Here is a 13,469-nt window from a genome sequence, read left to right as displayed (position 1 = left end):
AGAGAGATTTTCATGAAAAAAGTCCTGTTTACCCTGCTGGCCCTTGGCGCAGCTTCCGGCGGCGCATTGGCTCAATCCAGTGTGACCATGTATGGCGTGGCTGACGCCGGCCTGGTGTTCGACAAAGATGCGGCCGGCGATCGCCTGAACCGCGTCGCCTCGGGCGTGGCCTCGGGCTCGCGCATCGGCTTCAAGGGCAAGGAAGACCTGGGGGCTGGCCTGGCCGCCACCTTCGTGCTGGAAAGCGGTTTCAATATCGATACCGGTACCTCGGGCCAGGGCGGCCGGCTGTTCGGCCGCCAGGCGTATGTGGGCCTGACCGGCAGCGCCGGCGCCGTCACCCTGGGCCGCCAATATACTCCGTACTATCTGGCCCTGCGCGACGTGGCCGATCCGTTTGTCATCGGCCTGGCCGGCACGGCATCGAACATCATGTCGACGACGAATTACCGCGTCGATAACATGGTGCAATACAGCACGCCGACCTGGAGCAAGCTGTCGGCCGAACTCGCGTATGGCTTTGGCGAAGTAGCCGGCGACAATGCGAAAAACCGCAGCATGGGCGGCGCCGTGCATTACATCGATGGCCCGCTGAACGTGACCCTGACCCATCACCGCAAGGAAAATCCGCTGGCGACCGCCCAAACGCGCAACACCCTGCTGGCCACGCGTTATGACTTTGGCGTGCTGCAAGGTAACTTCGGCTATGCAGACAACCGCACCATCGACGACAACAAGAGCAACGACAGCAAGAGCAATGACATCCTGGTTGGCTTCAGCGCCCCGTTCGGCGCCACCAAGCTGGTCGCGTCGTACATCCGCCATAACGACAAGAGCAACGCAAACCGTGACGCCCAGCAGTGGGCCATCGGCGCGTTCTACGCCCTGTCCAAGCGCAGCGACCTGTACACCGGTTACGGCCATATCCGCAACAAGAACGGCGCCACCTTCGTTGTCGGCAATGCCACCGACGATGGCACCGGTAACAGCGGTTTCAACTTAGGCATGCGCCACACTTTCTGAGGACGTCGGCCAAAATCTACTGCGCGGCGCGCTTTGCGGCCGGCGATGCTCACCGGCTCGGCGCCCCCGTACTCAAGTACGGTTGCGCTTCTCGGCCACAAATCACTGCCGCTCGCTACGATTTTGTCGGACGTCGTGATGTTCGTGAAATATGCGTCAAGCACGCTGCTGGCCGCCGGATTACTTTCCGGCGGCTTTTTTTATATTGAGATCATCAAGATGCGATACTGTGGGTTCTTGCAAGTTGGCAGCTGATTTTATGCATAGCAGTAACAAACCCTCCCTTTCCTGGCGCCAGCGCCTGTCCCAACGGTCGGGCCGCGAAACGCTGGCCTGGGGCGTGGTGCTGGCCGCCTGCCTGGCCACCGTCTGGCTCGTGTATTTCTGGACCGAACGCATCGCCATTGGCAAACTGCAGGCCAGCGGCGCACAGCGCCTGGAGGTGTATGTCAGCAGCCTGGAAAATGCGCTGGAAAAATACGACTTCCTGCCCAAGACCCTGGAACTGAACCGCGACGTGATCCGCCTGCTGCAGCACCCGGAAGACCCGGTGCTGGTCGATACGGTCAACCATTACCTGGAACAAATGAATGCCCAGGCGAAATCGTCGACGATTTTCATCAGCAACCTCGACGGCAACACGCGGGCCGCCAGCAACTGGCAGCAGCCCGACAGCTTTATTGGCGACAATATCTCGTTCCGCCCCTACGCCCAGGATGCGCTACGCGGTACGCCGGGCCGCTTCTATGGCGTAGGCACGACGCGCCTGGAGCCCGGCTACTTCTTTGCCCATGGCATCTACCAGAATGGCCACATGCTGGGCCTGGCAACGGTCAAGGTGAACCTGGAAACCCTGGAAAAACGCTGGGTGCAAGGCGCGGACAAGGTCATGCTGGCCGATGAGCACGGCGTGATCTTTCTCAGTTCCATGGCGGATTGGAAATACAAGACTCTGGCGCCGCTGTCGCCCGCCATCGTCGAAGAACTCAATCGCACGCGCCAGTATTACTCAAAGCAACTGGCAGCCATCCCCTTCGTTTCCGACCGCCAGCTGGGCAATGGCGCCCGTGTGATCAGCGTGCGCGAGCAAGAACACGCCGATACGCCACCGAAGATCAGCTCGAGCGTCATGACGCAGATCAAGCTCAAGTCGCCGCAAGGCTGGACCTTCATCTATTTATCTGACCTGGCGCAGGCCAAGGCCAGCGCGCGCGCGGCGGCGGCCTTCTCCTGCGTGCTGTTGGGCTTTTTCATGCTGCTGTTCTTTTACCTGCGCCAGCGTCGCGCGGCCGTGGCGCAAAAATTGCGCGCCCGCGAAGACCTGCAGCATGCCTATGACAACCTGGAAGCCATGGTCGAGGAACGCACCTCGGAACTCAATGCCATGACGCAAAGCCTGAGCCAGGAAATCGAGGTGCGCAGCAAGGCCGAGCAAAAACTCCACATCACGCAAAATGAATTGTTTCAGGCCGGCAAGATGGCCGTGCTGGGACAGATGTCGGCCAGCATCACGCATGAATTGAACCAGCCGCTGACGGCGCTGCGCACCATGTCCGACAATGCCGTCATCCTGCTCGAGCGGGGGCGGCTCGACGACGCGCGGCGCAACCTGGCGAAGATTTCGCAAATTGCGGCCAGAATGGGAACCATTACGGGGCAATTGAAGATTTTTGCACGTAAATCGACCACCAGCCTGACCTCCGTGTCGATACCCACGGCGATCAGCAACGCCCTGTTTCTGGTCGAGCGCCGCCTGCAGGTTGAAAATGTGCGTTTCACCCTGCAGCTGCCGCCTGAAGACATCTTCGCCATGTGCGAAAGCAACCGCCTGGAGCAGGTGCTGGTGAACCTGTACGCCAACGCGCTCGACGCCATGAATGGCAGCGACGTGCGCAGCTTGCGCGTGGCCGTCGAATGCACACCGGAACACGTACTGATCCACGTGGCCGACACGGGGCCCGGCCTGTCGACGGAAGTGTACGAACACCTGTTCGAACCGTTCTTCACAACAAAACCGCAAGGACTGGGTCTGGGCCTGGGCCTGGCGATATCTGAACAGATCACACGCCAGTTCGGCGGCGTGCTGCGCGCCGGGAACGCCCCCGGCGGCGGCGCCATCTTCACCATCGAACTACAGATTGCAACGCAGGAGGAAAAACATGTTTGACGGCTTGAAGGTCTTGCTGGTCGAGGACGACCCCACCGTACGCGAAGGCAGCGAGCAGGCGCTGCAGCTGGCAGGCCTGGACGTGCTGGCCTTCCACTCGGCCGAGCTGGCCTATAAACTGCTGACGCCGGATTTTCCCGGCATCGTGGTCAGCGATGTGCGCCTGCCGGGCATGAGCGGCCTGGAATTGCTGCAGGCGGTCAAGACGCTCGATGCCAACCTGCCCGTGATTCTCGTCACGGGCCATGGCGACATCACCATGGCCGTGCACGCCATGCGCACGGGCGCCTACGATTTCATTGAAAAACCATACTCATCCGAGCAACTGGTCGACGTCATCCTGCGCGCGCTGGAAACGCGGCGACTGACCCTGGAAGTGCACAGCCTGCGCCGCCAGCTGGAAGACGGCGGCGGCATCGAAGCGCGCCTTCTGGGAAATTCCGTGGCGATGCGCGACATACGGCGCCTGATCCTCGACGTAGCCGATGAGCCGGCTGACGTCCTGATCTATGGCGATACGGGCACGGGCAAGGAAATGGTGGCCCGCTGCCTGCACGACTTCAGCCACCGCCGCAAGCACAACTTCGTCGCCGTCAACTGCGGCGCGATTCCCGAAAGTATTTTCGAAAGCGAAGTCTTCGGCCATGAACCGGGCGCGTTTACGGGTGCTGCCAAGCGGCAAGTGGGCAAGATCGAGCACGCCGACCATGGCACTTTTTTCCTCGACGAAATCGAAAGCCTGCCCCTGTCGCTGCAAGTGAAATTGCTGCGCGTGCTGCAGGAACGCTATATCGAACGGCTCGGTTCGAACGTGCCCACGCCCGTCGACGTGCGCGTCATCGCAGCGGCCAAGCTGGACCTGGAAGACTTGTCGCAGCAGCAGAAATTCCGCAGCGATCTGTATTACCGCCTGAATCTGATCGTGCTGCATCTGCCGCCGTTGCGCGAACGGCGCGAGGATATTCCCATCCTGTTCGAGCACTTCGTGCTGGCCGCCGCCGCCCGCTACAACCGCGCCGCACCCGTGGTCTCCAGCGCGCAGATGCGCAACCTGATGGCCCATTCCTGGCCCGGCAACGTGCGCGAACTGCGCAATATCGCCGACCGCTTCGTGCTGGGCATCGCCGGTGGTGCCTCCAGCCTGCTGGCGGGCAACCAGGCCAGTCCCCTGTCTCTGGCGGAGCAAGTCAACGGCTTCGAACGTGCGCTGATCGAACAAGAACTGCGCACATATTCCGGCAACGTCAGCGAAGTGAGCGCGGTGCTGGGCTTGCCGAAACAGACCTTGTACCACAAGATGCAGAAGTACAACCTGGTGGCCGAAGAGTTCAGGTAAGCACGCCAACACGGCCCGTGCGCAGTGGCACGACCCAGTCGGGCCTGCCATTCGCCAGCGCCAGCCGCGCCGCCTTATCCCAGTCATACTCTACCGCATGAAAGTGCGCCGTCCAGACGCCGTCCATCCCCTGTTCGGCAATCGCATAGCGCGCATGCGGCGTGCCGTTCTGCATCACGTGCGGATAACCATGGTCATCGTCGTAGGCTTGCAAGCCTACGCTGCCCGGGTTGACGATCAGCCGCCCGTCGGCCAGTCGCACCTGGCGCGGCATGTGCGTGTGGCCGCACAGGATCAAGGCCGCGTCTGCCTCGCCCGCGCGTTCGGCCACCTCCACCGGCGTCGCGGCGCGGCTGCCCTGCGGCGTGACGCTGTCGAGAAAATACACGAGGTCGCTTGTCGGGGTGCCATGCACGAGCAGCACATCGTGGCGCAAACGCAAGGTAGCCGGCAGCGCGTCTATCCACGCGAGTTGCTCGGGCAACAGTTGCGCGCGTGCATAGGCGTCCGACACGCCCATGCGGGCCGGATCAGCCAGTAGCTGGCGCTCGTGGTTGCCACGGATGGTGGGCAAGCCGAGGCCCATCAGACGCGCCGCCGTGGCGCGCGGCTGAAGATGGCCCGAGACGATATCGCCCAGGTTGACGATCACATCCACGCCCTGACGGGCGATGGCGGCCAGCACGGCCTCAAGCGCGTCCAGGTTGCCATGGATATCGGAAATGGCGGCGATTTTCATGCGGTATCTCCTCCTTGTGCGCACCATTCTGCCCGCGTCCTGCGTTGCAGGCAATGCCGGTGCGTGTACCAGCTATTACTCAAGGTAGGACAAATCCGACGGCCACTTGCGCCGTGCGGCTACGTAATTTAAAAGTAACAATTGCTACCATTTCCTCTTTGCACTGTTGCCCAGCGTGGGCCGCCCAAGCGTTGCGACAGTGTTCACTTTATCCTGAGGAGTTACTCGATGTTTGCCATGTCCGTGCCCACCCGCCTGTCCCCACCACGCCTGCGCCATCTCGCCTTGCGCAGCACCATGATGCTGGGCGTGCTGGGCATTGCTACGGCGGCCGCCACGGCGCGGGCCGAGCCATCGCCCGCCCTGGACCGTGCCAGCATCTCGGTAGGGGCGTTTTCTGCCGATCCGCGCATCAATATCGGTGCCGACACGCAGTTTGGCCGCATCGACGCACCCGAAGCTAAGCCCAGCCATACCACCATCCCGCGCATCAAGGCGGACTTGCTGATCGGCGACCGCCACGGCCTGGCATTCGACTACTACCGCTACGACAAATCCTACACGCCAAGCCTGACGGGCCAGACTATCATCAATGGCCAGCCCGTCACGGGCACGGCCACGGCGAATGCCGACCTGAAACTGGACCTGGCCAAGCTGGCCTATAAATGGTGGCTGGGCAGCGGCAACGACACCTTCGGCATCGGCCTGGGCGCCGCTTACTATCATGCCAGCCTGAACGGCACGGCCACCGGCGTCGTGAATGGCGCAACGGCCACGGCACGCGACTCCATCGGCGAGCACGCGTTTGCGCCGCTGCTGGAAGTGGGCTGGCGCCACGCCTTCACGCCGGACTTGCGCATGTATGCGGAAGCGTCGGGCATCAAGAAAAATGGCGGACGCATCAACGGTCATATCTACGGCGGGAATGTCGGCGTGGAATGGTTTCCGTTCAAGAATATCGGCTTCGTGGCCGATTACGGCATGTCGAAAATCAAACTGCACCGCGACAGCGAACGCGATGCCGACCTGAACATCCGCCTGACGGGACCGTCGGCGTATGTGAAAGTGCGCTTCTAAACCAGCTCAGGCCGCCGGTTTCAGCAGAGTTAGCTGAAACTGCGGCAGGCTGGCATCGTCCCACGCCTCGACCCTGGCAAACGGCAGGCGCGCAAACGCCTGCTGCCAGAAGGCGCAGGCTGCGGCATCGGCGCGGAACATCGCCACCAGCCACGTCTGCTCGCTGCCCAGCAACACTCTGCGCACCACTTCCAGCCCCACGCCCCGGCGCCGGTACTGCTTCAGAATAAAAAAGTCGCTGAACTCCTGCACGGCCAGCTCACCCGCCATGCCAGGCTCCGTGAGGAAAAAACCCGCCAGTTCACCACCGACCTCGATCCAGCTGGCCGTATGGCCGGCTGCGTGCACATACGACGCCAGCCCCGCGTCGCACACGTCATAGCGGCCATCAGCCAGCAGCGCCTCGCCGCTCCAGGCCGAATTATCGTAGCAATAGAGCTGGAACAACTGCGCCAGCGCGCCCTCTTCGCCGGGCGCAACGGCGCGCAATGTCATGTTCTGTACTACCGGCATAATTTCGTCTTTCCGCCACCTGGCGTCGCTGAGTTGGCGAGTGTAGCACCACGTCACTCATCCGTCCCTCCGGCATTTCAGCCCTGCATTTCCACACTTGGTCGCAAAAATATTAACTTCCCTCCAATTGCTTATATATTATTGTTTTTCAGTAATATCCGCCATCGCGGCTGAAAAACAAGGGCAATCCCCTTTTACAGACCGGCAGACAGGAATCTGCCGGCTTTTTAGACCCAAGCTCTGGAGAGTGCTGCACATGCTATCGATCAAACAGCTGAACAAAACGTATGCCAATGGCGTCAAGGCCATCAACGATGTCAGCCTGGAGATTCCCAACGGAATGTTCGGCTTGCTGGGACCAAATGGCGCAGGCAAGTCCTCGCTGATGCGTACCATTGCCACTTTGCAAGATCCCGATAGCGGCAGCATCCATTTCGATGGCGTCGATGTGCTCAAGGACAAGGCAGGCCTGCGCCGCCAGCTGGGCTATCTGCCGCAGGATTTCGGCGTGTATCCGAAAGTCAGCGCGGAAACCCTGCTCAACCACTTTGCCGTGCTCAAAGGCTTGACGGAGAAGGGGCCGCGCAAGGAAGCCGTGGAAGCCTTGCTGCAGCAAACCAATCTGTGGGAAGCGCGCAAGCGCAACCTGGGCACATATTCGGGCGGCATGCGCCAGCGCTTCGGCATCGCCCAGGCACTGCTGGGGGCGCCGCGCCTGGTGATCGTCGATGAGCCGACGGCCGGCCTGGACCCGGACGAGCGCAACCGCTTCCTGAACCTGCTGGCGAAGATCGGCGAGCAAGTGGTGGTGATTCTGTCGACGCACATCGTCGACGACGTGACGGACCTGTGCCCGCGCATGGCCATGATCGTCAAGGGGCAGGTGCTGGTGCAGGGCGAACCGCAGGCGGCCATCGATACCTTGCACGGCAAGGTCTGGCGCCGCAGCGTCACGACGGAAGAACTGGCACAGTACCAGCAAACCTTGAACGTGCTATCGACGCGCCTGGTGGGCGGCAAGCCGCAAATCAATGTGTTTGCCGACAGCCAGCCCGACAGCGGCTTCGTACAGATCGCCGCAGACCTGGAAGACGTGTACTTCCTGCACGTGCGCAATGCTGCCCGCCACGGTACTGCCGCGCCGGCCGCAATCGCAGTCGCAGTCGCAGCGTAAGGGGCCGCCATGTGGAAGGAATTTTTCAAGTTTGACCTCGGCTACCAGCTGAAACAGCCGCTGCTGTGGGTGTTTGCCGTCATCATGGCCCTGATGGCCTTTGGCGCTACCACCAGCGACTCGGTGCAGATCGGCGGCGCCATCGGCAACGTCAACCGCAACGCCCCCACCGTGGTAGCGCAGATGCTGGGCATCTTCAGCCTGCTGGCGATGCTGCTCGTCACCGTCTTCATTGCCGGCGCCGTGCTGCGCGACAGCGAAGTGGGCATGGCCGACATGCTGTTCGCCACGCCCATGCGCAAGTGGGACTACTTGTTCGGCCGTTTCGCCGCCGGTTTTGCCGCCTGCCTGGTGATCTTCATCGCCATTGCCCTGGCCACCATGCTCGGGCCCGTCATGCCCTGGGTCGATGCGCAGCGCGTGGGCGCCTTCTCGCTGCACACATACGCCTGGAGCTTTGGCGTCATCGTCATCCCGAACCTGCTCTTCATCGGCGCCCTGCTGATGTTGCTGGCGGCCACCACGCGCTCGATGATGCTCGTGTATGTGGGCGTGCTGGGCTTTTTCGTGCTGTGGGCCATGGCCGGCGTATTTACGCGCGACATCAACAATGAATGGTATGCCGTGCTGCTCGACCCGTTCGGCGTGCGCGCCTTCGGGCGCATGACGCGCTACTTCACGGCCGCCGAGTCGAATGCCAGCCTGCCGCCCCTGTCCGGCTACCTGCTGGCCAACCGCGCCCTGTGGCTGGGCATCACCGCCGTGCTGTTTGCCGCCACCGTGCTCCTGTTCAAGCCGCAGCGCACGGGCACTGGCAAGCGCCTGTTCGGCAAGCACAAGGCGCCGGCGACCGCGCCGGCCGTCGCCGCGCCGCTGCACCTGCCGCGCAGCATCCCCACGTTTACCCCGGCAACAGCCTGGCGCCAGTGGTGGCAAATCCTGCGCTTCGACGCGGCGGGCGTCTTCAAGAGCCTGCCCTTCCTCGTCATGCTGCTGTTCGGCATCATCAACCTGATCGCCGGCTCCAGCGTGGCCAAGAGCATGTATGGCACGGCCGTGTATCCGATGACGCATCTGATGTTGCAAAGTATCAGCAACAGCTTCAGCTTCCTGTTGATCATCATCGTCACCTTCTATGCGGGCGAACTGATCTTCAAGGAGCGCCAGGTGAAGATCGCCGACGTCAGCGATGCCATGCCCGTGCCCGGCTGGGTGCCCCTGCTGGCCAAATGCACGGCCCTGGTCGGCGTCATCGCCGGCTATCTGCTGGTGGGCGTCATCACCGCCATCGGTTTCCAGCTCGTCAAGGGCGGCGCGCCCGTGGAACTGGGACTGTACCTGCAAGGCACCCTGCTCGCTTCCCTCTTCTTCGTGCTGATGGGCTTGTGCGCCCTCACCCTGCAAGTGTTGTCGAATAACAAGTTCATCGGCTATTTGCTGGTAATCCTGCTGATGGTGGCGCAAGCCGTGCTGGGCATGCTGCACCTGGAACACAATCTGTACGCCTTTGGCGGCATGCCGGCCATCAAGTATTCGGACATGAATGGCTATGGCCACTTCCTGACGGGCTGGGCCTGGTTCGCGCTGTACTGGAGCTTGTTCACCGTGGCGCTGGTGATGCTGGCGCGGGCGTTCTGGGTGCGCGGCCTGTCCGCCGGCTGGCGCGCACGCGTGCGCCTGGCCCGCCAGCGCCTGCAAGGCCGAGCCGGCGCCGCGCTGGCTGCAGTCGTGCTGTGCTGGGCGGGCACGGGTGGCTGGATCTTCTACAACACGAACGTGCTGAACCAGTACGAACCGTCGGACATCGGCATGGACAAGCAGGCCCGCTACGAGAAATTGTACAAACACTACAAGGACTTGCCGCAGCCGAAGATCACGGATATCCAGGCCGATGTGGATATTTATCCTGAGCAACGTAAAGTGTTGATCAAGGGCCACTACGTGCTGCAGAACAAGACAGCACAGCCGCTCGACACCCTGCGCATCCAGCTCGATCCACGGCTCAAGACGACCTGGCTGAATTTGCCTGAGCACAAGGTTGTGCTCGACGACAAGGAACTTGGCTTCAGCATCCTCAAGCTGGCCCAGCCCCTGGCGCCGGGCGCCACCCTGCCGCTGGACTTCACGGTGGCGGTCACGCACCAGGGTTTCACCAACGACGGCGCGCCGGACCAGGTCAACCTGAACGGCAGCTTCTTCAACAACCAGAGCTTCTTCCCCCACTTCGGCTATGCGAAGGAGATGGAGTTGCTGGACCGCAATGAGCGCCGCAAGCGGGGCCTGGGCGAACCGCAGCGCATGGCCAAGCTGGAAGATAAGTCGGCCTACGGCAACACCGTCTTTGGCAATGAAGCGGACTGGATCAATTTCGACACCACCGTCTCCACCAGCGGCGAGCAGATCGCGCTGGCGCCCGGTTATCTGCAGGCAAGCTGGGAAAAGGATGGCCGCCGCTATTACCGCTACAAGATGGACCAGCCGATGATGCCGTTCTTTGCCTACCTGTCGGCGCGCTGGGAGGTTAAGAAAGGCGACTGGCATGGCCTGCCGATCGAAGTGTACTTTGATAAAAAGCATGGCTACAACACGGAGCGCATGATTACCTCTGTGCAAAAGTCGCTCGATTACTACACCACCCAGTTCACGCCCTACCAGGCCAGGCAGGTGCGCATCCTGGAATTCCCCGGCTACCAGAGCTTCGCCCAGTCGTTTGCCAATACGATTCCGTATTCGGAAGGCATCGGCTTCATCGCCGACCTGCGCGACAAGGATGACATCGACTACGTGTTCTACGTCACGGCGCATGAAATGGCGCACCAGTGGTGGGGTCACCAGGTGATCGGCGCCAACGTGCAGGGTGCCAGCATGCTGATGGAATCGCTGGCGCAGTACTCGGCGCTGATGGTGATGGAAAAAGAATATGGCCGCGAAAAAATGCGCCGCTTCCTGCGCTATGAACTGGACCGCTACCTGAGCGGGCGCGGCGGCGAAGCCATCGAGGAACAGCCGCTGGCGCGCGTGGAGGGACAGCAATACATCCACTACAACAAGGGCAGCCTGGTGTTCTACCGCCTGCGCGACGAAATCGGCGAGGCAGCCCTGAACCGTGCCCTGAAACGCTATCTGCAGGACAAGGGCTACCAGCAGGCGCCGTTCACCACCACCCTGGAACTGCTGGCCACCATCCGCGCCGAAGCGCCGCAGGACAAGCAGGCGCTGATCACGGACCTGTTCGAGAAGATCGTCTTCTACGATAACCGCGTCACGCAAGCGTCGGCCGTGCAGCGCAAGGATGGCCAGTGGGATGTCACCATGCAGCTGCACCTGGCCAAGCTGGAGTCCGACGGCAAGGGCAAGGAAAGCCCACGTGCCTATGACGAGCCGGTGGAAATCGCCATCTTCGCGCGTCCTGCGGGCGGCAAGGAAAAGGATGAAAAAGTCCTGTTCACGGACAAGCGCATGGTGTCGGGCAGCGACCCGGTAATCACCATTACCGTGAAGGAAAAACCGTTCGAAGTGGGCGTCGATCCGTACAACAAGATGATCGACCGCGTCTCGCGCGATAACCGCAAGGAAATCAGTGTGAATTAAAGCTTCAATGCAACCTTGATGCGACGCAAATCGGTCGCGCATTCGATGCGTGCGCGACCGGTTTTTTTTATGTGCAATCAAGCCGGGGCATACTGGCGATGCCCGCTGCCGTACAGGCGCATGGCAGCAGCTGGCGTAAGATGGACGGCACGGCCATCGCCTGGTTTTTATCCATGCTCATAGGGGAATTTAATATGCTGCACCATCACCTGGCCATCCGCGCCAGCCTGCTGCTGGCGGCCCTCGTCTTTACAACGCCCGCCTGGAGCGCCGATCCGGTCCACAAGGAAAACGTCGAGTTGACGGCGGGAAAAAACGCACACAGCGTGAAAGGCAAGATCAAGGGCTACGCCACGGCCGAGTACACCTTGACAGGCAAGGCTGGCCAGACTCTCAGCGTCAAGCTCAAGACCAAGCTATCATCGAATTACTTCAACATCCTCCAGCCAGGCCAGGATGAAGCCCTGTTCATCGGCTCGACCAGCGGCAACATCTTCCAGGCAAAACTGCCAGCCGATGGCGAGTACACGGTGCAAGTCTACCTGATGCGCAACGCGGCGCGCAGGAATATGGTGGCCAGCTACAGTCTGGAAATGGGGCTGCGCGATTGAGGTTGGCGTGATTCAGCGCGCGTACCTGTCCTCCAGGCCAGCGGCATTGAATTTTTTCTCCTGCCGATGATCTTATCCATTGCTGGTTTTTCTGACTGACACAATGGAGGAGATATGCAACGAGCCAATTTCATTGCCATCGTCCTGGCACTCAGCTGTAGCCTGGCAGGAGCGCAAACGCCCGAACGCATGGCAAAGCTCACCGAGAGCAACGTGTTGTTGAGGGAAGCAACCATCGAAGGCAATGCCATGCATGCCTGCCAGCCGATGAAGGGCGACACGGTTGCCATCCTTGAAATCAAAAATGATACACCAGGGGCTACGGGCATAGCCCTTGCGCATGTACGCGTGATGAGTGGGCACTGCCAGGGCCAGATGGGATGGGTCGGTATGCCGCGTCTGGAAGCGCTTGCAAGGTAGGCATTATTCGTTCCATAAAGCAAAAAGCCTGTTTTCCTCTCAGAAAACAGGCTCCTAGTAACAAAAAATGGCTTTATCCGAATTAGAACGGAATATCGTCATCCATATCCGAAAAGTTCGGTGCTGGCTTCGGTGCCGGGCGTGGCGCCGGGGCCGGGGCTGGACGCGGAGCGGGTGCCTGGCGCGGGGCCGGGGCGTCGTAGCCGCCACCACCGCCACCACCACCGTAGCTGTCATCGCCACCGCCGGCGTCGCCGCCCATGCCGGAGCGACCGCCCAGCATTTGCATCTGTTCCGCGATGATGTCGGTTGCGTACTTCTCGACGCCGTCCTTGTCCGTGTATTTACGGGTTTGCAGACGACCTTCGACGTAGACGGACGAGCCTTTTTTCAGGTATTGGCCGACGATTTCCGCCAGGCGGCCGAAGAACGAGATACGATGCCACTCTGTCAATTCTTTTTGTTCGCCCGTGTTGCGGTCCTTCGATTTGTACGAAGTGGCCACGGCGATATTGGCGATCGCGTCGCCGCTAGGCATGTAGCGGATTTCCGGGTCACGGCCCAGATTGCCGACGATGATGACTTTGTTGACTGATGCCATGAATAACTCCTGATGAACTGCAGCGGGAGCCGGTGTCCCGCGCGGTAGTTTAGTGTACTAAACGAGGATTATAAGCGACCACGCGGCGCAAAGCACCCGCTTTCTGGCGCACGCCCTCTCCCGTGCGGCAGCACGTTTTTTTCACGGCAAGGGAAAACAAGAAACTTGAATACTGGTATTATATACAGTGTTTAAGCGTCTGCACGCATCTGTATCA

At 61.1% G+C, this 13,469-nt stretch carries 12 protein-coding genes; 9 read left to right on the top strand and 3 right to left on the bottom strand.

The window, feature by feature from the left end:
• Positions 1-12: 12 nt before the first annotated feature.
• Genes ACQ4WN_RS08835 through ACQ4WN_RS08820 form a run of 4 tightly spaced genes read left to right on the top strand, consistent with a single transcriptional unit; the run spans position 13 to position 4,526 of the window.
• Entirely contained in the window at positions 13-1,023 is a 1,011-nt protein-coding gene (locus ACQ4WN_RS08835) for a porin (RefSeq protein WP_436551185.1), read from the top strand.
• A 45-nt stretch (positions 1,024-1,068) separates the two neighbouring features.
• Positions 1,069-1,278, top strand: a complete 210-nt coding sequence (locus ACQ4WN_RS08830) for a hypothetical protein (RefSeq protein ID WP_436551184.1) — start codon at positions 1,069-1,071, stop codon at positions 1,276-1,278.
• 4 nt (positions 1,279-1,282) lie between these two features.
• Entirely contained in the window at positions 1,283-3,190 is a 1,908-nt protein-coding gene (locus tag ACQ4WN_RS08825; RefSeq protein ID WP_436551183.1) for a sensor histidine kinase, read from the top strand.
• Entirely contained in the window at positions 3,183-4,526 is a 1,344-nt protein-coding gene (locus ACQ4WN_RS08820; protein ID WP_436551182.1) for a sigma-54-dependent transcriptional regulator, read from the top strand. Before ACQ4WN_RS08825 ends, ACQ4WN_RS08820 begins: the two co-directional genes overlap by 8 nt.
• Here ACQ4WN_RS08820 and ACQ4WN_RS08815 read toward each other — a convergent pair.
• Positions 4,519-5,265 carry a metallophosphoesterase family protein gene (locus tag ACQ4WN_RS08815; protein WP_436551181.1) on the bottom strand — a complete coding sequence of 249 codons (747 nt, stop codon included), beginning with the start codon at positions 5,263-5,265 and terminating at the stop codon, positions 4,519-4,521. The genes ACQ4WN_RS08820 and ACQ4WN_RS08815 overlap by 8 nt on opposite strands.
• Positions 5,266-5,493: 228 nt before the next feature.
• On the opposite strand from ACQ4WN_RS08815, the gene ACQ4WN_RS08810 reads away from it, so the two are divergent.
• Positions 5,494-6,342, top strand: a complete 849-nt coding sequence (locus tag ACQ4WN_RS08810; RefSeq protein ID WP_436551180.1) for a porin family protein — start codon at positions 5,494-5,496, stop codon at positions 6,340-6,342.
• Between the two features lie 6 nt (positions 6,343-6,348).
• Here ACQ4WN_RS08810 and ACQ4WN_RS08805 read toward each other — a convergent pair whose 3' ends face one another.
• Positions 6,349-6,855, bottom strand: a complete 507-nt coding sequence (locus ACQ4WN_RS08805; protein ID WP_436551179.1) for a hypothetical protein — start codon at positions 6,853-6,855, stop codon at positions 6,349-6,351.
• 256 nt (positions 6,856-7,111) lie between these two features.
• Here ACQ4WN_RS08805 and ACQ4WN_RS08800 point away from each other — a divergent pair, with 256 nt between their 5' ends.
• The 4 genes from ACQ4WN_RS08800 (at position 7,112) to ACQ4WN_RS08785 (ending at position 12,651) form a co-directional block, all read left to right on the top strand.
• The gene (locus tag ACQ4WN_RS08800) at positions 7,112-8,029 is read left to right on the top strand and encodes an ABC transporter ATP-binding protein (protein ID WP_436551178.1); all 918 of its coding nucleotides are present in this window, start codon (positions 7,112-7,114) and stop codon (positions 8,027-8,029) included.
• Positions 8,030-8,038: 9 nt separating this feature from the next.
• Positions 8,039-11,620: an ABC transporter permease/M1 family aminopeptidase gene (locus tag ACQ4WN_RS08795; RefSeq protein ID WP_436551177.1), complete on the top strand. Its 3,582-nt coding sequence runs from the start codon at positions 8,039-8,041 to the stop codon at positions 11,618-11,620.
• A gap of 98 nt (positions 11,621-11,718) precedes the next feature.
• Complete coding sequence (locus ACQ4WN_RS08790; protein ID WP_436551176.1) at positions 11,719-12,231, top strand: hypothetical protein; 513 nt, start codon at positions 11,719-11,721, stop codon at positions 12,229-12,231.
• Between the two features lie 114 nt (positions 12,232-12,345).
• Complete coding sequence (locus ACQ4WN_RS08785; protein ID WP_436551175.1) at positions 12,346-12,651, top strand: hypothetical protein; 306 nt, start codon at positions 12,346-12,348, stop codon at positions 12,649-12,651.
• A gap of 82 nt (positions 12,652-12,733) precedes the next feature.
• Here the strand turns inward: ACQ4WN_RS08785 and ssb are convergent, their stop codons facing one another.
• On the bottom strand, positions 12,734-13,252 hold the full coding sequence (ssb, locus tag ACQ4WN_RS08780) for a single-stranded DNA-binding protein (RefSeq protein WP_071075050.1): 519 nt from the start codon (positions 13,250-13,252) through the stop codon (positions 12,734-12,736).
• Between the last annotated feature and the right edge of the window lie 217 nt (positions 13,253-13,469).

This window comes from Janthinobacterium pasteuri, assembly GCF_051380775.1.
Taxonomy (GTDB): Bacteria; Pseudomonadota; Gammaproteobacteria; order Burkholderiales; family Burkholderiaceae_D; genus Janthinobacterium.
The sequence above is the reverse complement of the archived record's forward strand: the minus strand, read 5'-3'. Positions and strand labels throughout refer to the sequence as shown.